This is a genomic window from Actinacidiphila sp. bgisy167 (assembly GCF_965342175.1).
Classification (GTDB): Bacteria; Actinomycetota; Actinomycetes; order Streptomycetales; family Streptomycetaceae; genus Actinacidiphila.
Genome location: NZ_CBDRBL010000006.1, coordinates 88,195 through 110,849 on the forward strand (window position 1 = coordinate 88,195; position 22,655 = coordinate 110,849).

The following is a 22,655-nucleotide window of genomic DNA, read 5'->3' on the forward strand; positions in this document are numbered from 1 at the left end:
TCCCGTGCGGTCGGGGGATCGGGCGGCCGACGGACGCCCTTACGGTACGTACCCGTGACCGCACGTCACCGAACCGCAACGGTTTGCGACTTGTCACTGGTGGGGATGAACTCCGCAGCGGGGATCGTCAGGATTCCCGGGCCCGGAAAGGCACGGAGAGCGATGGCGCTCGAGCAGCCAGGCCCGGGTGGGCTGCTGTCCGAGCGGAACACACCGCTGCGCGGCGGACTCGCCACCACCAGCTGCATGGAAACCCTCCAAGTGGGATATCTGCACGCGGTGGCGGCCGCCGCCGGCTGCTCGCTCGCCCAGCCCTTCCCGGACAACGGCATCGACTGGCACATAAGCCACAGTTCGCACGGCCACGGAGTGGACGACGAGGTCACGATCAAGGTGCAGCTCAAATGCACCTACCAGGTCGCCCCGCGGCCTGCCGGTCCGAGCTTCGCCTTCACTCTCGACAACGAGCACCTGGTGAAACTGGCCCGGACCCCGGTCTCGGTGCACAAGATCCTCGTCGTGATGCTCGTGCCGCGTACTCAAGAGGAGTGGCTGCGCGCCGGCCACGACCGCCTGGAGCTGCGCCACTGCTGCTACTGGACGAACCTGGCCGGCCACGCGGTGACCGGCAGGCGCAAGACCACCGTGCGGATCCCCACCGCGCGGATCTTCGACGACCGGGCCCTGTGCGAGATCATGACGCGGGTCGGGGCGGGAGGGAGGCCCTGATGAGCCGGACGTCCGACGACGCAATCGTCCCGCCCGACCCCGAGCAGGTCGACCCGGGCGTTCTCGTCGCCCTGCTCGCCCGGCACGGCTGGCGGCGGCGCGGGGGCGCCCCGGGCCGCTACACCCGCTGGACGCCGCCGGGCGATGGGGAGTCCATGGCGCGGACCAGCCTCCTGGTGCCCGAGCGGAGCGTCCCGGGCGCCGCCCGCTACGCCGACCACTCCGAGCTGCTGGGTGAGGCCCTGCACGCGCTCGCCCGCTGCGGCGAGCCCTCGGCACGCGAGGTGCTGACGGCGCTGGCCGTCCCGGGCGACGAGATCCGCTGGCACCGCGAGCCGCCACCGGCCGCGGGCGCGGCCGTGCCGTGGACGGCGGCGGAGCAGCTGCGCGCCGCCGCGCGGGCCATGCTGATGTCCGCCGCCCGCGCCGAGCAGGACCGCTTCGGCTACTTCGGCGCGCGCCACACCGGGCACGCCGCGGCCCTGCTGGAGCGGGTACTGGTCGGTGACGCCCCGGGCCACCGGCTCACCGCCTATGTGCCGGTCACCGAGGGGCGCGGCACCGTGGCCACGATGCTGCGGGCCCTGCAGGCCACCCGGGACGCCGTGGACTACCAGCGGGCCACCGGCCGCATGGAGGCTTTCGACGCGGCCGTCGGCCTCGGCGTCTGCCACGAACTGGCCGATTCCCTGGTTCGGATGGTGCGCGGCACCGAGGGCGTGCTGGTCAGCCTCGCCTGGGCCCCCGCGGCCGGCCCGCCCACGGGGTTCACGACCGTGCCCGAACCGGTCGAGTTCTCCCCCGGCGACCTCCCGGCGCTGGTCGCCGCCAGTGAGCGGTACGTGCGCGCCGAACCCCCGGTCGACGTACGCGTCACCGGCACCGTCACCAGGCTGCGCCGTCCGCGACCGACCGGGGGCGGCACCATCCGGCTGCGCGTCCTGGCGGGCGCCGACGTCCGGCACATACGTGTCGTCCTTCCCGAGGAGGGGTACCGCATCGCGGCCCAGGCGCACCTGGTCGGGCTGCCCGTCCGGCTCTCCGGGCGGTTGGAGCGCCGTACCGGCTTCCGCCACCTCACCCACCCCTCCGCGCCGGTTCCCGTCCACGTCGACGAGGCCGACCGCGACCGGCTGCTGAAGGCGCTGCACGGCGGAGTCGACACCTTCGAGGACTCCTTCGGCGGCTGACGGTGCCCGACGGCGGCTGACGGCGCCCGCCGTGCAGGCGGCGTCGCCCCCGCGGAGGGACCGGCGCCAATCGCTTCGCGGTACACCCGCGCGGCTCGGTAGGATTCAGCGGTGCAGCATTCCGCTGCCGGATTCTGTGGGACATACGTCAGGAGCAACCGGTGTCAGACGTCCGTGTGATCATCAAACGCGATTCCGAGGAGCAGGAAGAGCGGCTGGTCACCACGGGCACGACGGCGGCCGAGCTCTTCGACGGCGACCGCACCGTCGTGGCCGCGCGTGTGGGCGGCCTGCTCAAGGACCTCGCGTACGAGGTAGCCGACGGCGACGTGGTCGAACCCGTGGGGATCGCCAGCCCGGACGGCCTCGACATCCTGCGCCACTCCACCGCCCATGTGATGGCCCAGGCCGTGCAGGAGCTCTTCCCGGAGGCCAAGCTCGGCATCGGCCCGCCGATCAAGGACGGCTTCTACTACGACTTCGACGTCGAGAAGCCCTTCCACCCCGACGACCTCAAGCGCATCGAGAAGAAGATGCAGGAGATCGTCAAGCGCGGGCAGCGCTTCTCCCGCCGTGCCGTCAGCGACGACGCGGCCCGCGAGGAACTCGCGAAGGAGCCCTACAAGCTGGAGCTGATCGGACTCAAGGGCTCCGCCGCCGAGGCCGCCGAGGGCGCCTCGGCGGAGGTCGGCGCCGGCGAGCTGACGATCTACGACAACCTGGACGCCAAGACCGGCGAGCTGTGCTGGAAGGATCTCTGCCGCGGTCCCCACCTGCCCACCACCCGGCTCATCCCGGCGTTCAAGCTGATGCGCTCGGCCGCCGCCTACTGGCGCGGCAGCGAGAAGAACAAGCAGCTGCAGCGGATCTACGGCACCGCCTGGCCGTCCAAGGACGAGCTCAAGGAGTATCTGGACTTCCTCGTCGAGGCCGAGAAGCGCGACCACCGCAAGCTCGGCGCCGAGCTCGACCTGTTCTCCATCCCGGAGCAGATCGGCTCGGGCCTGGCGGTCTTCCACCCCAAGGGCGGCATCATCCGCCGGGTCATGGAAGACTACTCGCGCCGCCGCCACGAGGAGGAGGGCTACGAGTTCGTCTACACCCCGCACGCCACCAAGGGGAAGCTCTTCGAGACCTCCGGCCACCTGGACTGGTACGCCGACGGCATGTACCCGCCCATGCAGCTCGACGAGGGCGTGGACTACTACCTCAAGCCCATGAACTGCCCGATGCACAACCTGGTCTTCGACGCGCGCGGCCGCTCCTACCGCGAACTGCCGCTGCGCCTGTTCGAGTTCGGCACCGTGTACCGGTACGAGAAGTCGGGTGTCGTGCACGGCCTCACCCGCGCCCGCGGGTTCACCCAGGACGACGCGCACATCTACTGCACCAAGGAGCAGATGGCGGACGAGCTCGACAAGACGCTCACCTTCGTCCTCAACCTGCTGCGCGACTACGGTCTGACCGACTTCTACCTGGAGCTGTCCACCAAGGACCCGGAGAAGTTCGTCGGCTCCGACGAGATCTGGGAGGAGGCCACGGAGACGCTGCGGAAGGTGGCGGAGAAGCAGGGCCTCCCGCTCGTCCCCGACCCGGGTGGCGCCGCGTTCTACGGTCCCAAGATCTCCGTCCAGGCCAAGGACGCCATCGGCCGCACCTGGCAGATGTCGACCGTGCAGCTCGACTTCAACCTGCCCGAGCGCTTCGATCTGGAGTACACGGCGGCCGACGGTTCCAAGCAGCGCCCGGTCATGATCCACCGCGCGCTCTTCGGATCCATCGAGCGCTTCTTCGCCGTGCTGCTGGAGCACTACGCGGGCGCGTTCCCGGCCTGGCTGGCCCCCGTCCAGGCGGTCGGCATCCCGATCGGCGACGCGCACGTGTCCTACCTGCAGGACTTCGCCGCCGAGGCGAAGAAGAAGGGTCTGCGGGTCGAGGTGGACGCCTCCGCCGACCGGATGCAGAAGAAGATCCGCAACGCGCAGCGCAGCAAGGTGCCGTTCATGGTCATCGTCGGTGACGAGGACATGGCGGCGGGGTCGGTCTCCTTCCGCTACCGGGACGGCTCGCAGAAGAACGGCATCCCGCGCGACGAGGCGATCGCCGAGATCGCCAAGGCCGTGGAGGACCGCGTCCAGGTCTGAGCGACCGGACGCACCGGGGCCCCGGAGGCTATTCGCCCTCCGGGGGCCCCGGTGCGTCGGGCCGCTCCTCGGGTCGGCGGAAGCTTTTGATCAGCCAGGACGAGAAGGACCCGACGACCGCGCCGATCAGGATCACGCCCAGGAACATCACGCCCACGGCGATCACCCGCCCGCGCACCGTCACGGGGACCAGGTCGCCGTACCCGGTCGTGGTGATCGTGGAGCAGAGCCACCACACCGACTGGCCGTAGGTGCGGATCTCCGCGCCGGAGGCGTACCGCTCGTCCGCGTAGACCTGCAGGCTCGCCGCGAAGCCGAGCAGCAGGGCGCTGAGCCCTGCGTAGGCCATGACCCGAACCTCCAGGGAGAGCCGCGGCCGCTGGTAGCGGTTCTGCATCTGTCCGTAGAACTGCAGCATGCGCAGCGGGCGCAGCAGCGGCATGAACACCACCACCAGGTCGAGCCAGCGCCGGCGGACGTACGTCCAGCGGTCCGGCGCGACGGCCACTCGGACCACGTAGTCCAGCACGAAGAGTCCCCAGGTCGCGAGGGTGATCAGGAGCAGTAGGTCCGACCAGCCGGGCGGCAGGTCCGGGACGAGCACGCGCACCGCGTACGTGACGAGGAACACCAGGGACGCGAGGGACAGCGGCACGCTGCCCCAACGCTCCCATTCACGCAGCCGCCGCTCGTCATCCATGGGCATGGGGCCAGCATCGGCCCCGCCGCCCGGAGTGCCCCCGGCGACACGCAGGGCGGGGACGACGCCATATGCTGCAAGGCATGACGAGTGAGCCGGAACTGCAGAACGGAGTGGGGACGCAGGACGCGTTCCAGCGCCTGTGGACACCACACCGCATGGCGTACATCCAGGGCGAGAACAAGCCGACCGGCCCCGGGGCCGGGGACGGCTGCCCCTTCTGTGTGATTCCGGAGATGAGCGACGAGGACGGGCTCGTCATCGCGCGCGGAGACGCCGTCTACGCGGTCCTGAACCTCTACCCCTACAACGGCGGCCATCTGATGGTGGTGCCCTACCGCCATGTCGCGGACTACACCGACCTCGACGGGCCGGAGACCGCTGAGCTCGCGGAGTTCACCAAGCGCGCCATGGTCGCGCTGCGCTCCGCCTCTGGCGCGCACGGCTTCAACATCGGCATGAACCAGGGCGCATCGGCGGGCGCGGGGATCGCCGCGCACCTGCACCAGCACGTGGTACCGCGCTGGGGCGGGGACACCAACTTCATGCCGGTGGTCGGGCACACCAAGGTGCTGCCGCAGCTCCTCGCCGACACGCGCAAGATGCTCGCCGACGCCTGGCCGGCCGGCTGACCGCCGCGCCGCGGCGTCCACCGCCTACGCGGCGGCGCCCGCGGTCGGTCCGGAAGCCGGGGGCGGGGCCGGTTCCGCCCCCCCGGCTCCGCCCCGTCCCTGACTGCCCTCAGCCCTGACGTCCCACCCCGCCGGGCCTCGTCAGTAGACGTCGACGTCGTCGGGCGAGGCGTCCTGCACCGTGTTGCTCAGGATGCCCGAGCGGTTGTCGAACTTCGAGACGTCGACGCCGTTCTCCGCCATGACGGAGATGGCCGCGGAGTGCACCGCGCGGAGCACCGGGGTGGCGGCGCGCAGCGCGTCGTCGGCCATGAAGCGGTGCGTCCACGGCGTCGAGGCCCAGCTGTGCCGCAGACCGAAGGGCTCGGGCAGGGTGATCTTGCCACCGAGGTGGTCGAGTATCTGGGGGAAGCGCGTCAAAGGGGCGCGGGCAGCGAGCCGGACCACCTCGTCGCTCCCTACGAGGGGCAGCTGCACCTTCTTCTTCTCCCAGAACTTGAGCGGGTGGGCCACCTCCTTCTCCTTGGCCTCCGGCGCCGTGGTGAACAGGGAGAGCACGGGGCCGAGGGCGTGCCCGGTCACCTCGACCCGCAGGGTGCTCGCCAGCACGGTCACGGTGACCATCATGGTGATCACCAACTGGCCGTCCCAGACCACGAACTGCACGCCCAGATAGTGCCGGTTGCCCTTGTCGAACTGCTGCTCGTTGCAGATCCGCTGGATCTCGAAGTCCCGGACGACGTAGCCGTCGACATCCGTTCCGGTGGGCCGGGTGATCTTCTTCGCGTCCGCACCGACATGGGAGACGATCCAGTGCTGCACGTGCGGCTTGGGGAAGCCGCCGGTGTGCAGGGGGCCGAGCTCCAGTGAGCGCAGCCTGCCGTGGATCGCCTTGATCACGTCCCAGCTGCGGAACGGGTGGATCTCGCTCAGGCCCTCGCGCGGGGTGAGTTCCTCGGCCATGCGCCAGGCGCCCCAGCGGGCGCCCATGCCGAGTATGCCCTTGTGGCCGGCGTAGAAGACCACGTTGCTCTGCTGCTCGGCGGAGAGCTTGGCCAGGTTCTGGCGCAGGGTCTCGGCGCGTGTCTGGTGGGGGTTGCGCGGCACGGCCTCGGGGATCTTGGCGCCGACACCGCTGCCGGAGACCAGGCCCGCCCAGCGTTCGCGCAGATCCTTGGCGGTCTGCTCGCAGATGCGCTGCGCCCAGAACCAGCCGAGCACCGGGGCCACCAGCATCACCCGCAGGTACTGCGACCAGAAGCCGGCGAGCGGCGGGTTGACGATGAACAGGAGGGTGAGGAAGCCGACCACGACGAACACCACCGAGCCGAGCAGCCCCGCCCGGGAGTTCTCGGGCTTCCGTATGGCGGCCCGCAGTTGGAAGGCGCCCAGCCAGATCAGCGTCCCCGGAAGGAAGAGCAGGCCGAACACGGCCATGACGGCCGTCAGCTTGGTGTCGCGTTCCTGGCGGATCCGGTTGGCGGCGAGGCAGTGCTCGACGACGGTCTGCGGCTCGGCGCCGAAGGACTGCACCAACTCGTTGCGTCCGGCGCCGAGCATCCGGTTCTGCACGGCGCGGGCGAAGGCCTCGCCCAGATTCGCCCGCAGCAGCTGGATCTTCGGCTCCGTGGCCGACGACACACCGTTGTCGGCCTCCGACAGGGCCTTCAGGGGGGTGTCGCGGTACGCGGCCGAAGCGAGCGCCTGGGTGGCTCCCGTCTGCCCGTCGGAACCGCTCAGCGGTATCTGCGCGCCCGGGCTCAGGAAGTCGAAACCGTCGGTCACTGCCGCCCCCTTCTGGTCCCCGCCCGCGCGGAAGTGAACCCGTCCCGGCCCTTTCCCCTGCCGCGGCGCCGCCACACCTGCGACACCGCCCACCCAGCGTATACGGGGCATGTGACATGCGTCATCGGCCCGGCGGAAGAAGATCGTCCGCCGGGCCGTCGACCTCCCGCTCGCAGCAGCTGCTCGGGGGCTACTTGCCGGAGTCCTTCCCGTGCTGCTCCCTCAGCCTCTGCGCCAGCTGAGGCGGCATCGGCTCATGCCGCGCGTAGCTGCGGCCGTACCGTCCGGTGCCGTGCGACAGCGACCTCAGATCGACCGCGTAGCGCCCGATCTCGATCTCCGGTACCTCGGCCCGCACCAATGTGCGCCCCTGGCCCACCGGTTCGGTGCCCAGCACCCGGCCGCGGCGGCCGCACAGGTCGCTCATGACCGGCCCGACGTATTCGTCGGGCACCATCACCCGGATCTCGCTGACGGGTTCGAGCAGGTGGATGCGGCACTGCGAGGCCGCCTCGCGCAGGGCGAGCGCGCCCGCCGTCTGGAAGGCGGCGTCGGAGGAGTCCACGGAGTGCGCCTTGCCGTCGACCAGGGTGATGCGGATGTCCTCGACCGGGAAGCCCAGGGCCACGCCCTTGGCGGCCTGGGCACGTACGCCCTTCTCCACCGAGGGGATGAACTGCCGGGGGACGGCGCCGCCGACGACCTTGTCGACGAAGTCGATGCCGGAGCCGACAGGCAGCGGTTCGACCTCGATGTCGCAGATGGCGTACTGGCCGTGCCCGCCGGACTGCTTGACGTGCCGTCCGCGCGCCGCCGTCCTCTCGCCGAAGGTCTCGCGCAGCGCCACCTTGTGCGGCACGGCGTCGACCTGCACGCCGTAGCGCGTGCGCAGCCGCTCCAGCGCCACGTCCATATGCGCCTCCCCGAGGCACCACAGCACGACCTGCCGGGTGTCCGGGTTCTGCTCCAGCCGCATCGTGGGGTCCTCGGCGACGAGCCGGGACAGGCCGACGGACAGCTTGTCCTCGTCGGCCTTGCTGTGCGCCCGGATCGCGACCGGCAGCAGCGGGTCCGGCATCAGCCAGGGCTCCATCAGCAGGGGGTCGTCCTTGGCGGAGAGCGTGTCGCCGGTCTCCGCGCGGCTCAGCTTGGCGACGCAGACGAGGTCTCCCGCCACGCAGTGCGGCACCGTGCGCTGGTGCTTGCCGAAGGGCGAGGACAGGGCGCCGACGCGCTCGTCGACGTCGTGGTCCTCGTGGCCGCGGTCCTCCAGGCCGTGACCCGAGACGTGGACCGTCTCGTCGGGGCGCAGGGTTCCGGAGAAGACCCGCACGAGGCTGATCCGCCCCACATAGGGGTCGGAGGAGGTCTTCACGACCTCGGCGGCCAGCGGCCCTTCCGGGTCGCAGGCCAGCTGCGGGTGCGCGGTGCCCTGCGGCGTCGTGACGTGCGGGATCCCGCGCTCCAGCGGCGTCGGGAAGCCGCCGGTGATCAGATCCAGCAGCTCCACGGTGCCGATGCCCTGCCGGCAGCCCTCGGCGGCGGGCGCGGCGGCCAGCACGGGATGGAAGGAGCCGCGTGCCACGGCCCGCTCCAAGTCCTGGACCAGCGTCTTGAGGTCGAGTTCCTCGCCGCCGAGATAGCGGTCCATCAGGGTCTCGTCCTCGCTCTCGGCGATGATCCCCTCGATGAGCCGGGCCCGCGCCTCCCGCATCCGCGGCAGCTGCCCCTCGTCCGGGGGGCGCTCCTCGCGTCTGCCGGAGGAGTAGTCGTAGACCCGCTGCGACAGCAGGCCGACGAGCCCGGTCACGGGCGCGTGGCCCTCCGCGGTCTGCTCTCCGTGCAGCGGGAGGTACAGCGGCAGCACCGCGTCGGGGGAGTCGCCCCCGAAGGCCTCGCGGCAGGTCTCGGTCATCTCGTCGAAGTCGGCCCGGGCCGACTCCAGGTGCGTGACGACGACCGCGCGCGGCATGCCGACCGCCGCGCACTCCTCCCAGACCATGCGGGTCGCCCCGTCGACGCCGTCGGCCGCCGAGACGACGAAGAGGGCCGCGTCCGCGGCGCGCAGACCGGCCCTGAGCTCCCCCACGAAGTCGGCGTACCCGGGGGAGTCCAGCAGATTGATCTTGATTCCGTCCCACTCCACCGGTACGAGCGAGAGCTGTACCGAGCGCTGCTGACGGTGTTCGATCTCGTCGTGGTCGGAGACGGTCGCCCCGTCGGCCACCTGCCCGGCGCGGTTCACCGCCCCTGTCGCCAGGGCGAGCGCCTCGACCAGTGTCGTCTTCCCGGAGCCACTGTGGCCGACCAGCACCACGTTGCGTACGTCCTCGGGCCGGTCGGCCGCCCGTGCCCTTCCGGCGGCTCCCGGACCTGCCTCTCTCCTGTCACCCATGTGCCTCGCCTCCCGGTCCGTCACGGCATGGGGACTGGCGCCACGGGAGACCACCCGCCCAGGCGGTCTGCAATGGCGCCCGCGGTAATTCGACCTTCCCACGCGCCTCACGGCGCGTCCATACGTCGTACGGGCCGCGACGGGACGGGAGCCAGCGAGATGTGCCGGAACGCGCCTGGCTACGATGGGCCAGCCGGGCGGCCGACGGGGCCGCGCCGGGGGACCCACGAACCACCGGGAAGGCCATGCTGAACAAGTACGCGCGTGCTTTCTTCACGCGTGTTCTCACACCGTTCGCCGCGTTCCTGCTGCGCCGGGGCGTCAGCCCGGACACGGTCACGCTCATCGGTACGGGAGGCGTGGTCGCGGGAGCGCTGGTCTTCTACCCCAGGGGCGAGTTCTTCTGGGGCACGGTTGTCATCACGCTCTTCGTCTTCTCCGACCTGGTCGACGGCAACATGGCCCGCCAGGCGGGCGTCTCAAGCCGCTGGGGAGCCTTCCTGGACTCCACCCTGGACCGGGTCGCCGACGCGGCGATCTTCGGGGGGCTGGCGATGTGGTACGCCGGCGGCGGCGACAACCTCGTGCTGTGCGCAGTGACGATCTTCTGCCTCGCCAGCGGCCAGGTGGTCTCGTACACCAAGGCGCGCGGTGAGAGCATCGGACTGCCGGTCGCGGTGAACGGCCTGGTCGAACGGGCCGAGCGACTGGTGATCTCACTGGTCGCCTGCGGTTTCGCCGGGCTCCACACGTTCGGTGTGCCCGGCATCCAGTGGCTGCTGCCGATCGCCCTGTGGATCGTGGCCGTCGGCAGCCTGGTGACGTTGGTGCAGCGGGTGATCACCGTGCGCCGCGAGGCCTTCGAGGCGGACGCGGCAGCGCGCGAAGGGAGCGGGACGGCGTGAAGGACGGGCTGGCCGACGCGCTGTACGGGCTGGGCTGGGGCGCGGTCAAACGACTGCCGGAACCCGCTGCGGCGCGGCTCGGCCGGTCCATCGCCGACCTGGCCTGGAGCCGCCGCGGCCAGGGCGTCCAGCGCCTGGAGTCCAACCTGGCCAAGGTGGTGCCCGACGCCGACGAGACCCGGCTGCGCGAGCTGTCGAAGGCCGGCATGCGCTCGTACCTGCGCTACTGGATGGAGTCCTTCCGACTGCCGGCCTGGGGCGAGGAGCGCATCCGCTCCTCCTTCGAGCCGGAGGGCCTGCACCACCTGAAGGAGGGCCTGGCAGCGGGCCGCGGCGTCGTCCTCGCCCTGCCCCACATGGCCAACTGGGACCTGGCGGGCGCGTGGGTCACCACCGGGCTCGGGGTGCCCTTCACCACCGTCGCCGAGCGCCTGAAGCCGGAGAGCCTCTACGACCGCTTCGTCGCCTACCGCGAGGGCCTGGGCATGGAGGTGCTGCCGCACACCGGCGGCGCCGCCTTCGGGGCGCTGGCCCGGCGACTGCGCGCCGGCGGCCTGGTGTGCCTGGTGGCCGACCGCGACCTGTCCGCCTCCGGCGTCGAGGTGGACTTCTTCGGCGAGGCCACCCGTATGCCGGCGGGCCCCGCCCTGCTCGCCCAGCAGACCGGTGCGCTGCTGCTGCCGGTCACCCTCTGGTACGACGACTCGCCCCGCCTCAAGGGCCGCGTGCACACGGCGATCGAGGTGCCGGAGGGCGGCACGCGGGCGCAGCGGACCGCCGTCATGACGCAGCGCCTGGCGGACGTCTTCGCCGCCGGCATCGCCGAGCACCCCGAGGACTGGCACATGCTGCAGCGGCTGTGGCTCGCCGACCTCGAACCGCGGCCGGACGCGCCGGCCGGGCAACCCGGGGGCCGCGGCGCGGCGTCCTCCCCGGTGTCCGGCGACCCCTTCGACCGCTCCGGAACGGAGACACCTTGAGGATCGGGATCGTCAGCCCGTACTCGTGGGACGTCCCCGGCGGCGTCCAGTTCCACATCCGCGACCTCGCCGAGCACCTCATCGCGCTCGGCCACGAGGTCTCCGTTCTGGCACCGGCCGACGAGGACACCCCGCTGCCGCCGTACGTCGTCTCCTCCGGCCGCGCCGTGCCCGTGCCCTACAACGGCTCGGTCGCACGGCTCAACTTCGGGTTCCTGTCGGCCGCGCGGGTGCGCCGCTGGCTGCACGAGGGCGCCTTTGACGTCATCCACGTCCACGAGCCCTCCTCGCCCTCCCTCGGCCTGCTGACCTGCTGGGCCGCCCAGGGGCCGATCGTGGCCACCTTCCACACCTCCAACCCGCGCTCCCGGGCGATGATCGCCGCCTACCCGATCCTGCAGGCCGCGCTGGAGAAGATCAGCGCCCGCATCGCGGTCAGCGAGTACGCCCGGCGCACCCTGGTCGAGCACCTGGGCGGCGACGCCGTGGTCATCCCGAACGGCGTCGACGTGGGTTTCTTCGCCGACGCCGAGCCCAAGGCGGAGTGGCAGGGCGGGGGCGCGGAGGACGAGCGGACCATCGGGTTCATCGGACGGATCGACGAGCCGCGCAAGGGCCTGCCCGTGCTGATGAAGGCCCTGCCGAGGATCCTCGCCGAGCGGCCGCGCACCCGGCTGCTGGTCGCCGGGCGCGGCGACGAGGCCGAGGCCGTGGCGGGCCTGCCCGAGCAGATGCGCGACCGGGTCGAGTTCCTCGGCATGGTCAGCGACGAGGACAAGGCGCGGCTGCTGCGCAGCGTCGACCTGTATGTGGCGCCCAACACCGGGGGCGAGAGCTTCGGGATCATCCTCGTCGAGGCCATGTCGGCCGGGGCGCCCGTGCTCGCCAGCGACCTGGACGCCTTCCGACAGGTGCTCGACGGCGGCGCGGCCGGCGACCTCTTCCCCAACGAGGACCCGGAGGCGCTGGCGGCCTCGGCCGTGCGGCTGCTGGGCGACGCGGACCGCCGCGGGCGGCTGCGCGAGCTGGGCTCCCGGCACGTGCGGCGCTTCGACTGGTCGGTGGTGGCCGCGGACATCCTCGACGTCTACGAGACGGTCACCGCGGGCGCCGCGTCGGTCGCCGCCGACGAGCGGGTGGGCCGGCGCGGCCGCTTCGGTTTCGCCCGCGACTGACCGGGGACGGCTCTACTCGCGCCGAGCCGCCCCGGGGCGGGCCTGCTACGCGTCTCGGCGACGCTGCGGCTGTCCCGTGGCCGCGTCGCCGCCCTCGCGGCGATCCCGGCCTCGCAGCGGACCCCGGGCGGGGCCGGCGCCGGTGAGGACGTGACAGGCCGGAGCGCGCCGCCGTGGCCCCGTGTCCCGGCCCGCCACCGCGGGCCCCGTCGTCCGCACGGCGGGCCGCACCAGGCGCACCGGTAGCCTTGCGGTCCGTGACCACCTTCATCTGGGTCGCCGTGGCGCTGATCGCCGTCGGCCTCTACCTGAGCTGGACCGCGGGGCGGCTGGACCGTCTGCACGCCCGGATCGACGCCGCGCGGGCCGCGCTGGACGCGCAACTGCTGCGCAGGGCCTCCGTGGCGCAGGAGCTGGCCACCGCCGGGGTGCTGGACCCCGCGGCGAGCATCGTGCTCTACGAGGCGGCCCACTCCGCCCGGCAGGCGCAGGACGAGCAGCGAGAGGTGGCCGAGAGCGAACTGAGCCAGGCGCTGCGGGCCGTCTTCGCCGAGCCCGACGCGGTCGACGCCGTCCGGGCGGCCCCCGGCGGCGACGAGGCCGCCCACGAGCTCACCCAGGCGGTGCGCCGGGTGCCGATGGCCCGGCGCTTCCACAACGACGCCGTGCGCGCCGCCAGGGCGCTGCGTGAGCACCGCAAGGTGCGCTGGTTCCGGCTCGCCGGGCACGCGCCGCAGCCGGTGACCTTCGAGATGGACGACGAGCCCCCGGCCGTCCTGACCGCCGAGGGCCTGGCAGGCCACTGAGGAGCGATTGGCCCTTTTGTGGTCCGGTTCGTGCGGTCCACCATGAAAGGCAGAGCAGCCATCGGTGTCCCCCGGTCGGCTGCGCGGGCAGGGCAGGCAGGCGAGGCAGGCCGGTCCGGCGGGCAGGGCCGGGGGACGCCGGGGTCGCCGCCACCCCGCAGTTGAGTCTCCGAGTGAGGTTTCCGTGTCCACCACGCTTCCCAGCACCCCCGAGTCCCCCCAGACCGGCACCGCGCGCGTCAAGCGCGGCATGGCCGAGCAGCTCAAGGGCGGCGTGATCATGGACGTCGTCACCCCTGAGCAGGCCAAGATCGCCGAGGACGCGGGCGCCGTCGCCGTCATGGCGCTGGAGCGGGTCCCGGCCGACATCCGCAAGGACGGCGGCGTCGCCCGCATGTCCGACCCGGACATGATCGAGGGCATCATCGACGCCGTCTCGATCCCGGTCATGGCCAAGTCCCGCATCGGGCACTTCGTCGAGGCCCAGGTCCTGCAGTCGCTCGGCGTCGACTACATCGACGAGTCCGAGGTCCTCACCCCGGCCGATGAGGTCAACCACTCCGACAAGTGGGCCTTCACCACCCCCTTCGTCTGCGGCGCCACCAACCTGGGCGAGGCCCTGCGCCGCATCGCGGAGGGCGCGGCCATGATCCGCTCCAAGGGCGAGGCCGGCACCGGCAACGTCGTCGAGGCCGTCCGCCACCTGCGCCAGATCAAGAACGAGATCGCCCGCCTGCGCGGCTTCGACAACCACGAGCTGTACGCCGCCGCCAAGGAGCTGCGCGCCCCGTACGAGCTCGTCAAGGAGGTCGCCGAGCTCGGCAAGCTGCCCGTGGTGCTGTTCTCCGCCGGTGGTGTCGCCACCCCGGCCGACGCCGCCCTGATGCGTCAGCTCGGCGCCGAGGGCGTGTTCGTCGGCTCCGGCATCTTCAAGTCCGGCGACCCGGCCAAGCGCGCCGCCGCCATCGTGAAGGCCACCACCTTCTACGACGACCCCAAGATCATCGCGGACGCCTCCCGCAATCTGGGCGAGGCCATGGTCGGCATCAACTGCGACACCCTCCCCGAGGCCGAGCGCTACGCCAACCGCGGCTGGTAGGCGTCCCGCGCCCCAGTGCCGCTGATGGGCAGGCCGGCCGCGGCCTGCCCATCCTCCGTTGCCCCACCCGACGTCCGGAAGGCCCCGCACCCGTGTCCAGCAGCACCGCCACCATCGGAGTCCTCGCCCTGCAGGGCGACGTACGCGAGCACCTGGTCGCGCTCGCCGAGGCCGACGCCCTGGCCCGCCCCGTGCGGCGGCCCGAGGAACTGGCCGAGGTGGACGGTCTGGTGGTCCCGGGCGGCGAGTCGACCACGATGTCCAAACTCGCCGCGTTGTTCGGCCTGATGGAGCCGCTGCGCGACCGCATCCGGGAGGGGCTGCCGGTCTACGGAACCTGTGCGGGCATGATCATGCTCGCGGACAAGATCCTGGACGGCAGGGACGACCAGGAGACCTTCGGCGGGATCGACATGATCGTGCGCCGCAACGCCTTCGGTCGGCAGAACGAGTCCTTCGAGACCGCGGTCGAGATCGAGGGAGTGGAAGGCGGCCCGGTCGAGGGCGTCTTCATCCGTGCTCCCTGGGTCGAGTCAACCGGCGACGCGGTCGCCACGCTGGCCCGTCTCGATGACGGAACGATCGTCGCCGTGCGCCAGGGCAACCTGCTGGCCACCTCGTTCCACCCCGAACTGACCGGAGACCACCGGGTGCACCGGTACTTCGTCGACATGGTGCGCGCAGCCCGGTGATGTGATCCCGGTAGGATCGCAGTGTTCGTGAAGCAATCGGTGACGTGAAGGAGACAGGCTGATGTCCGGCCACTCTAAATGGGCTACGACGAAGCACAAGAAGGCCGTGATTGACGCCAAGCGCGGCAAGCTCTTCGCGAAGCTGATCAAGAACATCGAGGTCGCCGCGCGTGCCGGCGGCGCCGACGTCAGCGGCAACCCCACCCTCTTCGACGCCATCCAGAAGGCCAAGAAGAGCTCGGTTCCCAACAAGAACATCGACAGCGCGGTCAAGCGCGGCGCCGGTCTCGAGGCGGGCGGCGCCGACTACGAGACGATCATGTACGAAGGCTACGGCCCCAACGGCGTCGCGGTGCTCATCGAGTGCCTCACCGACAACCGCAACCGCGCCGCCTCCGACGTGCGCGTCGCCATGACCCGCAACGGCGGCTCCATGGCCGACCCTGGTTCGGTGTCCTACCTGTTCAACCGCAAGGGCGTCGTGATCGTCCCCAAGGGCGAGCTCACGGAGGACGACGTGCTCGGCGCCGTCCTGGACGCCGGCGCGGAGGAGGTCAACGACCTCGGCGAGTCCTTCGAGGTGCTCAGCGAGGCCACCGACCTGGTCGCGGTGCGCTCGGCGCTGCAGGAGGCCGGCATCGACTACGACTCCGCGGAGGCCAACTTCGTCCCCACCATGCAGGTGGAGCTCGACGAGGAGGGCGCCCGCAAGATCTTCAAGCTCGTCGACGCGCTCGAGGACAGCGACGACGTGCAGAACGTCTTCGCCAACTTCGACGTCTCCGACGAGGTCATGGAGAAGGTCGAGGCCTGATCCGGCCGCCAGGACGCACGGCGGGACGGCGGTCCGTGGAGATGACACACCTCCACCGGGCCGCCGTCGTTGTCGGTGGCACCCGATAGCCTCCCCGGAACAGGCGAGACGGCTGTTCGAGCAAGGGAGGGGTGCGGTGCGAGTGCTGGGCGTGGACCCGGGACTGACCCGCTGCGGCATCGGCGTGGTGGACGGGGCTCCGGGCAAGCCGCTGCGTATGGCGGGGGTCGGCGTCGTCCGCACCCCGGCGGAGGCCGCCATCGGCCACCGCCTCGTGCTGGTCGAACGCGGCATAGAGGGCTGGCTGGACGAGTACGCGCCCGAGGCGGTCGCCGTGGAGCGGGTCTTCAGCCAGCACAACGTGCGCACCGTGATGGGCACCGCCCAGGCCAGCGCGGTCGCCATCCTCTGCGCGTCCCGCCGCGGGCTGCCGGTGCACCTGCACACCCCCAGTGAGGTCAAGGCCGCCGTCACCGGCAGCGGCAGGGCCGACAAGGCCCAGGTCGGGGCCATGGTCACCCGCTTGCTGCGGCTCGACGCCCCGCCCAAGCCCGCCGACGCCGCCGACGCACTGGCGCTCGCCATCTGCCACATCTGGCGCGGCACCGCGAGCAACCGCCTCCAGCAGGCCGTCGCCCGAGCACGAATCCAGGAGCCCAGCACATGATCGCCTTCGTCAGCGGGCCGGTGGCCGCCCTCGCCCCCGACACAGCCGTGATCGAGGTCGGCGGCATCGGGATGGCCGTCCAGTGCTCCCCGGGCACCCTCGCCGGGCTGCGCGTGGGAGAGCAGGCCCGGCTCGCCACCTCCCTCGTCGTCCGCGAGGACTCCCTGACCCTGTACGGCTTCGCCGACGACGACGAGCGCCAGGTCTTCGAACTGCTCCAGACCGCCAGCGGAGTCGGCCCCCGGCTCGCCCAGGCCATGCTCGCCGTGCACAGCCCGGACGCGCTGCGCACGGCCGTCGCCGGCGGTGACGAGAAGGCCCTCACCGCCGTCCCGGGCATCGGCAAGAAGGGCGCCCAGCGGCTGCTGCTGGAGCTCAAGGACCGCCTCGGCGCGCCCGTGGGCGGCGCGGCGGGCGCCTCGGCGACCGCGAGGGCCGCCGGACCCGCCTCGTGGCGGGAGCAGCTGCACGCCGCGCTGATCGGCCTCGGCTACCAGCCGCGCGAGGCGGAGGAGGCCGTCGCCGCCGTCGCCCCGCAGGCCGAGGCGAGCGCCGACCCGCAGGTCGGAGCCCTCCTGCGGGCCGCCCTGCAGACCCTGAACCGAGCCCGCTGACCCTGGCCCGCCGAGCGTAAGGCGCACCGAAGTGAACTGGGACGACGAGTCCGTACCGACCACCGACGACCGTCTCGTCGGCGCCGCCGCCGACGGCGAGGACCAGGCCGTCGAGGCGGCGCTGCGCCCCAAGGCGCTGGAGGAGTTCGTCGGGCAGGAGCGGGTCAGGGAGCAGCTCGATCTGGTGCTGCAGGCCGCGCGCCGGCGCGGCGGCACCGCGGACCACGTGCTGCTCTCCGGCGCCCCGGGGCTCGGCAAGACGACCCTGTCGATGATCATCGCGGCCGAGATGGGCGCCCCGATCCGCATCACCTCCGGCCCCGCCATCCAGCACGCCGGGGACCTCGCCGCCATCCTCTCCTCCCTCGCCGAGGGCGAGGTGCTCTTCCTCGACGAGATCCACCGGATGTCCCGGCCCGCCGAGGAGATGCTCTACATGGCGATGGAGGACTTCCGGGTGGACGTCATCGTGGGCAAGGGCCCCGGCGCCACCGCCATCCCCCTCGAACTGCCGCCGTTCACCCTGGTCGGCGCCACCACCCGGGCCGGTCTGCTGCCGCCGCCGCTGCGCGACCGCTTCGGCTTCACCGGGCACATGGAGTTCTACGCCCCGGCCGAACTGGAGCGGGTCATCCGCCGTTCCGCGCTCCTGCTGGACGTCGAGATCGAGTCCGAGGGAGCCGCCGAGATCGCCGGCCGCTCCCGGGGCACCCCGCGTATCGCCAACCGACTCCTGCGCCGGGTAAGGGACTTCGCGCAGGTGAAGGCCGACGGCGTGATCACACGCGAGGTCGCCGCACAGGCCCTCGAGGTGTACGAGGTCGACGGCCGCGGCCTGGACCGGCTGGACCGCGCCGTACTGCGGGCGCTGCTGGGGCTCTTCGGCGGCGGACCGGTGGGGCTGTCGACACTGGCGGTGGCCGTGGGGGAGGAGCGGGAGACGGTGGAGGAGGTGGCGGAGCCGTTCCTGGTCCGGGAGGGGCTCCTGGCGCGCACACCCCGTGGCCGCGTCGCCACTCCGGCCGCGTGGGCACACCTCGGACTCGTCCCGCCACAGGGCGGCGGACCCGGGCAAGACGGGCTCTTCGGCCCTTGACGGCGGGGAGACTCGCCGCCGCAGGAACCTCGGTGTAATGCTTGGCATTGTTCCACCGGCGAACGAACGCTTAGACTCCGCCGACGTCGTCCCTCCGGGACCGACAGCCCCAACCCCCGTAGACCAGGCCCGAGCGGCCGTGCGAAGGATCGTCAAGACACCATGAATCCGGTTCAAATCCTGCCTTTCGTCCTGATCATCGGTGTCATGCTGCTGATGACCCGCTCCGCGAAGAACCGGCAGCGCCAGGCCACCCAGATGCGTGACCAGATGGCCTCCGGCTCGGGCGTCCGGACGATCGGCGGCATGTACGCCGTCGTCAAGGAGGTCCACGAGGACACGGTCCTGCTGGAGCTGGCCGACGGCGTCCACGCGCACTTCGCCAAGAACGCCATCGCCGCGGTCCTCGACCAGGCCGAGTACGACCGCATCGTCCACGGCATCGAGCCCGCGCCCGAGCTCGAGGCGCAGGGCGCTGACGACAGCGAGGACGCCAAGCCGGGCGAGGCCGTCGACCTGAGCAAGTCCGCCGGCGAGGCCGCGACCGCGGACGCCCCCGAGACGGACGGCACCGACAAGAAGTAACGGCCCGCCCGGTACTTTTCCTGGGTCGGCAAGTCCGTACTACTCATCGTGCCGCCCTGCTGCGCGCAGGTCGCAGGGCGGTTGGACAGGGAGAATCGAGAAGGTGGCAGCACCGAAGAGGGGCCGTAGGCCCTCGGGGAGCCAGGGGTACCCCGGGCGGGCGCTGGCAGTGATCCTGCTGGCCATCGTGGCGCTCACCGGAGGGATGTTCCTTTCCGGCCACACCACCCCCCGGCTGGGCATCGACCTCGCCGGCGGTACGAGCATCACGCTGACGGCCAAGAGCGACCAGGCCGGCGCGATCAACAAGACCAACATGGAGACCGCCAAGTCGATCATCGACCGGCGGGTCAACGGTCTGGGTGTCTCGGAAGCCGAAAGCCAGATCCAGGGCGACAGGAACATCATCGTCAACATCCCCAAGGGCACCAACGCCGCGCAGGCCGAGCAGCAGGTCGGCACGACCGCCCAGCTCTACTTCCGGCCCGTGCTCGCCGAGGTGGCCAACACCCCGCCCGCCTCGCCCTCGCCGAGCGGCAGCCCCTCGGGATCGGCCTCGCCCTCGGCCACGCCGTCCGCGACCGGCGACAAGGCGTCCGCGCCCCCGTCCGCCACCGCCTCGACGCAGGGCCGCGCCGTCACCGACGCGCTGAAGGCCACGTCGACGCCGTCCGCCTCCGCCTCCACCGGAGCGCCCTCGACGGACCCGTCGCCCCCGGCGGGCACCGAGGCCCCGGGCAGCGCGCTGGACACCTCCATCCCGGAGGACCTGCAGGCGAAGCTCGCCGCGCTGGACTGCTCCGACGCGAAGACGCGCGCCAACCTCAACCTCAAGGCCAAGCCGACCGACAAGATCGTGGCGTGCAGCCAGGACGGCAACGCCAAGTACGCCCTCGGCCCCGCCGCGGTCGACGGCAAGAACGTCAGCAAGGCCGCCGCGCAGTTCGACACCCAGGGCGGCAACGGCTGGGTCGTCACCCTGGACTTCGACGGCACCGGCTCCAAGGCCTTCTCGAAGATCACCTCGCAGCTGTCCCAGCAGCAGCCGCCGAACAACCAGTTCGCGATCGTGCTGGACAACGAGGTCGTCTCCGCCCCCTCGGTGAACCAGACCCTGAGCGGCAGCGCCGAGATCTACGGCAGCTTCACCCAGGAGAGCTCCGAGGAGCTGGCCAACGTCCTGTCCTACGGCTCCCTGCCCCTCACCTTCGACAAGTCGGACGTCACCAAGGTGTCGGCGGCGGTCGGCGGCGAGCAGCTGCACGGCGGTCTCATCGCCGGCGGCGTGGGCCTCGCCCTGGTCGTGCTCTACCTGGTCGCCTACTACCGCGGCCTGAGCTTCGTGGCGATCGTCAGCCTCGTCGTCTCGGCGATCCTCACCTACGCCATCATGACGCTGCTCGGCCCGGCCATCGGCTTCGCGCTGAACCTGCCGGCGGTCTGCGGCGCCATCGTGGCCATCGGCATCACCGCCGACTCCTTCATCGTCTTCTTCGAACGCATCCGTGACGAACTGCGCGAGGGCCGCTCCCTGCAGCCGGCCGTCGCCCGCGGCTGGCCGCGCGCCCGCCGCACGATCCTCGTCTCGGACTTCGTGTCGTTCCTGTCCGCCGCCGTGCTCTTCATCGTCTCGGTCGGCAAGGTGCAGGGCTTCGCGTTCACCCTGGGCCTGACGACGCTGCTCGACGTCGCGGTGGTGTTCCTCTTCACCAAGCCGCTGATGACGATCCTGGCCCGCAAGAAGTTCTACGCCGGCGGACACCCCTGGTCCGGGCTCGACCCGCGTGCCCTGGGCGTCAACCCCCCGCTGCGCCGCACCCGCCGCCCCGCGGCCCGTACCGACGTCAAGGAGGCCTGATGTCCCGGCTCGGTAATCTCGGGCACCGCCTGCACCGAGGCGAGATCGCCTACGACTTCGTCGGCAAGCGCAAGCTCTGGTACGGCGTCTCGGTCCTGATCACGGTCGCGGCGATCATCGGTCTCGCCGTGAACGGCCTCAAGCTCGGCATCGAGTTCTCCGGCGGAGCGGTCTTCACCACCCCCAAGACCGAGATGTCGGTCAGCCAGGTGCAGGACAAGATCGCCGACAACACCGGCGGGCACCAGGCCATCGTGCAGAAGCTCGGATCGGGCGCCGTCCGCATCCAGATCAGCGACATCTCGCTCAACGAGGCCAAGGCCATCCAGGGCGAGATCGCGACGGACCTGAACGTCAAGGCCAACGACATCGACCCCCAGATCATCGGTCCGAGCTGGGGCGACGAGATCTCCAAGAAGGCCTTCCAGGGCCTGGTGATCTTCATGGTCCTGGTGACGATCTACCTGGCGATCGCCTTCGAGTGGCGCATGGCCGTCGCCGCCCTGATCGCCCTCATCCACGACCTCACGATCACCATCGGCGTCTACGCGATCGTGGGCTTCGAGGTCACCCCGGGCACGGTGATCGGTCTGCTGACCGTCCTCGGCTACTCCCTCTACGACACCGTCGTCGTCTTCGACGGTCTGAAGGAGTCCACCAAGGACATCACCAAGCAGAACCGCAACACCTACAGCGACGTCGCCAACCGCAGCCTCAACCAGACCCTGGTGCGCTCGATCAACACCACGGTCGTGGCGCTGCTCCCGGTGGGAGGCCTGCTCTTCGTCGGTGGCGGTCTGCTCGGCGCGGGCATGCTCAACGACATCGCGCTGTCGCTCTTCGTCGGTCTCACCGCCGGTGCGTACTCCTCGATCTTCATCGCGACCCCGCTGGTCGCGGACCTCAAGGAGCGCGACCCGGAGATGAAGGCGCTGCGCAAGCGCGTGCTCGCCAAGCGCGCAGCCGACGCCCGCCGTGGCGAGGACGCCGCGGACGAGTCGCAGGACCCGTCTCCGGCGGGCGCCGACGCGGACGCGGACGCGGGCGACGAGCCGGCGGAGGAGGCCCACGCGGCCGTCGTCGGCGGCCAGCGCAGCCAGCCGGTCCGCAACAACCGCGGCCGCAACCGTCCCTCCGGCAAGCGCCGCTGAGGACGGGCGGAGTCCCACGGCACACGGTGACCAGGCCCGAGGAACGGACGCGATGACCACGACGGACACCACGCCGGAGGGGCTGCGCAGCCTGCTGCTCAGCCGCATCCGGGATGTGCGCGACCACCCGAGGCCGGGCGTGATGTTCAAGGACATCACGCCGCTGCTGGCCGACCCCGCGGCGTTCAACGCGCTGATCGACGCCCTGTCCGGGCTCTGCGCCCGGCACGGCGCCGACAAGGTCGCCGGCCTCGAGGCGCGCGGGTTCATCCTCGCCGCCCCGGCGGCCGCGCGCGCGGGGCTCGGGTTCGTGCCCGTGCGCAAGGCGGGCAAGCTGCCCGGTGAGACGCTGGGCCAGACCTACGAGCTCGAGTACGGCACGGCCGAGATCGAGGTCCACCGCGACGCGTTCTCGGCCGGCGACCGGGTCCTGGTCATCGACGACGTGCTCGCCACCGGCGGCACCGTCGAGGCGTCCCTGGAGCTGATCCGCCGCACCGGCGCCGAGGTCGCGGGCGTCGCGGTCCTCCTGGAACTGGGCTTCCTCGGCGGGCGCGCCCGTCTGGTCCCCTCCCTCGCCGGCGCCCCCCTGGAGGCGCTGGTCGCCGTCTGAGCCCCTGGCTCGCCCGAGGCGGGTT

General features: G+C 71.6%; 21 protein-coding genes. 18 read left to right on the forward strand and 3 right to left on the reverse strand.

The window, feature by feature from the left end:
- Positions 1 to 162 precede the first annotated feature (162 nt).
- From ACRWND_RS04050 to thrS, 3 genes are all read left to right on the forward strand, one after another.
- Complete coding sequence (locus ACRWND_RS04050; protein ID WP_431945937.1) at positions 163 to 729, forward strand: DUF4365 domain-containing protein; 567 nt, start codon at positions 163 to 165, stop codon at positions 727 to 729.
- Positions 729 to 1,919: a hypothetical protein gene (locus ACRWND_RS04055; protein WP_431945939.1), complete on the forward strand. Its 1,191-nt coding sequence runs from the start codon at positions 729 to 731 to the stop codon at positions 1,917 to 1,919. The genes ACRWND_RS04050 and ACRWND_RS04055 overlap by 1 nt, the downstream gene beginning before the upstream one ends.
- Positions 1,920 to 2,080: 161 nt before the next feature.
- Positions 2,081 to 4,063: a threonine--tRNA ligase gene (gene thrS, locus ACRWND_RS04060; protein WP_431945941.1), complete on the forward strand. Its 1,983-nt coding sequence runs from the start codon at positions 2,081 to 2,083 to the stop codon at positions 4,061 to 4,063.
- Between the two features lie 28 nt (positions 4,064 to 4,091).
- Here thrS and ACRWND_RS04065 read toward each other — a convergent pair whose 3' ends face one another.
- Entirely contained in the window at positions 4,092 to 4,769 is a 678-nt protein-coding gene (locus tag ACRWND_RS04065; protein WP_431945943.1) for a potassium channel family protein, read from the reverse strand.
- Between the two features lie 65 nt (positions 4,770 to 4,834).
- On the opposite strand from ACRWND_RS04065, the gene ACRWND_RS04070 reads away from it, so the two are divergent.
- Entirely contained in the window at positions 4,835 to 5,395 is a 561-nt protein-coding gene (locus ACRWND_RS04070; RefSeq protein WP_431945945.1) for an HIT family protein, read from the forward strand.
- 141 nt (positions 5,396 to 5,536) lie between these two features.
- Here ACRWND_RS04070 and ACRWND_RS04075 read toward each other — a convergent pair whose 3' ends face one another.
- Positions 5,537 to 7,180 carry a hypothetical protein gene (locus ACRWND_RS04075; RefSeq protein ID WP_431945946.1) on the reverse strand — a complete coding sequence of 548 codons (1,644 nt, stop codon included), beginning with the start codon at positions 7,178 to 7,180 and terminating at the stop codon, positions 5,537 to 5,539.
- A gap of 190 nt (positions 7,181 to 7,370) precedes the next feature.
- Positions 7,371 to 9,575: an elongation factor G-like protein EF-G2 gene (locus ACRWND_RS04080; protein ID WP_431945948.1), complete on the reverse strand. Its 2,205-nt coding sequence runs from the start codon at positions 9,573 to 9,575 to the stop codon at positions 7,371 to 7,373.
- Between the two features lie 245 nt (positions 9,576 to 9,820).
- Here ACRWND_RS04080 and pgsA point away from each other — a divergent pair, with 245 nt between their 5' ends.
- The 14 genes from pgsA (at position 9,821) to ACRWND_RS04150 (ending at position 22,630) form a co-directional block, all read left to right on the forward strand.
- Positions 9,821 to 10,480: a phosphatidylinositol phosphate synthase gene (gene pgsA, locus ACRWND_RS04085; protein ID WP_431945950.1), complete on the forward strand. Its 660-nt coding sequence runs from the start codon at positions 9,821 to 9,823 to the stop codon at positions 10,478 to 10,480.
- The gene (locus tag ACRWND_RS04090) at positions 10,477 to 11,460 is read left to right on the forward strand and encodes a phosphatidylinositol mannoside acyltransferase (RefSeq protein WP_431945952.1); all 984 of its coding nucleotides are present in this window, start codon (positions 10,477 to 10,479) and stop codon (positions 11,458 to 11,460) included. Before pgsA ends, ACRWND_RS04090 begins: the two co-directional genes overlap by 4 nt.
- Positions 11,457 to 12,635, forward strand: a complete 1,179-nt coding sequence (locus tag ACRWND_RS04095) for a glycosyltransferase family 4 protein (protein WP_431945954.1) — start codon at positions 11,457 to 11,459, stop codon at positions 12,633 to 12,635. The genes ACRWND_RS04090 and ACRWND_RS04095 overlap by 4 nt, the downstream gene beginning before the upstream one ends.
- A 257-nt stretch (positions 12,636 to 12,892) precedes the next feature.
- On the forward strand, positions 12,893 to 13,441 hold the full coding sequence (locus ACRWND_RS04100) for a hypothetical protein (RefSeq protein ID WP_431945956.1): 549 nt from the start codon (positions 12,893 to 12,895) through the stop codon (positions 13,439 to 13,441).
- 184 nt (positions 13,442 to 13,625) lie between these two features.
- Positions 13,626 to 14,540, forward strand: coding sequence for a pyridoxal 5'-phosphate synthase lyase subunit PdxS (gene pdxS / locus ACRWND_RS04105; protein ID WP_431945958.1), 915 nt, complete (start codon positions 13,626 to 13,628; stop codon positions 14,538 to 14,540).
- 92 nt (positions 14,541 to 14,632) lie between these two features.
- Positions 14,633 to 15,232 carry a pyridoxal 5'-phosphate synthase glutaminase subunit PdxT gene (gene pdxT, locus ACRWND_RS04110; protein WP_431945960.1) on the forward strand — a complete coding sequence of 200 codons (600 nt, stop codon included), beginning with the start codon at positions 14,633 to 14,635 and terminating at the stop codon, positions 15,230 to 15,232.
- A 61-nt stretch (positions 15,233 to 15,293) separates the two neighbouring features.
- Positions 15,294 to 16,046 carry a YebC/PmpR family DNA-binding transcriptional regulator gene (locus ACRWND_RS04115; protein ID WP_431945962.1) on the forward strand — a complete coding sequence of 251 codons (753 nt, stop codon included), beginning with the start codon at positions 15,294 to 15,296 and terminating at the stop codon, positions 16,044 to 16,046.
- Positions 16,047 to 16,182: 136 nt separating this feature from the next.
- Positions 16,183 to 16,713, forward strand: a complete 531-nt coding sequence (ruvC, locus tag ACRWND_RS04120) for a crossover junction endodeoxyribonuclease RuvC (protein ID WP_431945964.1) — start codon at positions 16,183 to 16,185, stop codon at positions 16,711 to 16,713.
- A complete protein-coding gene (ruvA, locus tag ACRWND_RS04125) occupies positions 16,710 to 17,327 on the forward strand; it encodes a Holliday junction branch migration protein RuvA (protein WP_431945966.1) in 618 nt (205 codons plus the stop codon). Before ruvC ends, ruvA begins: the two co-directional genes overlap by 4 nt.
- Positions 17,328 to 17,358: 31 nt before the next feature.
- The gene (gene ruvB / locus ACRWND_RS04130) at positions 17,359 to 18,423 is read left to right on the forward strand and encodes a Holliday junction branch migration DNA helicase RuvB (RefSeq protein ID WP_431945968.1); all 1,065 of its coding nucleotides are present in this window, start codon (positions 17,359 to 17,361) and stop codon (positions 18,421 to 18,423) included.
- A gap of 162 nt (positions 18,424 to 18,585) precedes the next feature.
- Positions 18,586 to 19,008: a preprotein translocase subunit YajC gene (gene yajC, locus ACRWND_RS04135; protein WP_431945970.1), complete on the forward strand. Its 423-nt coding sequence runs from the start codon at positions 18,586 to 18,588 to the stop codon at positions 19,006 to 19,008.
- 103 nt (positions 19,009 to 19,111) lie between these two features.
- Positions 19,112 to 20,866, forward strand: a complete 1,755-nt coding sequence (gene secD / locus ACRWND_RS04140) for a protein translocase subunit SecD (protein WP_431945972.1) — start codon at positions 19,112 to 19,114, stop codon at positions 20,864 to 20,866.
- Positions 20,866 to 22,017 carry a protein translocase subunit SecF gene (gene secF, locus ACRWND_RS04145; RefSeq protein ID WP_431945974.1) on the forward strand — a complete coding sequence of 384 codons (1,152 nt, stop codon included), beginning with the start codon at positions 20,866 to 20,868 and terminating at the stop codon, positions 22,015 to 22,017. The genes secD and secF overlap by 1 nt, the downstream gene beginning before the upstream one ends.
- Before the next feature lie 52 nt (positions 22,018 to 22,069).
- Entirely contained in the window at positions 22,070 to 22,630 is a 561-nt protein-coding gene (locus ACRWND_RS04150) for an adenine phosphoribosyltransferase (protein ID WP_431945976.1), read from the forward strand.
- Positions 22,631 to 22,655 lie beyond the last annotated feature (25 nt).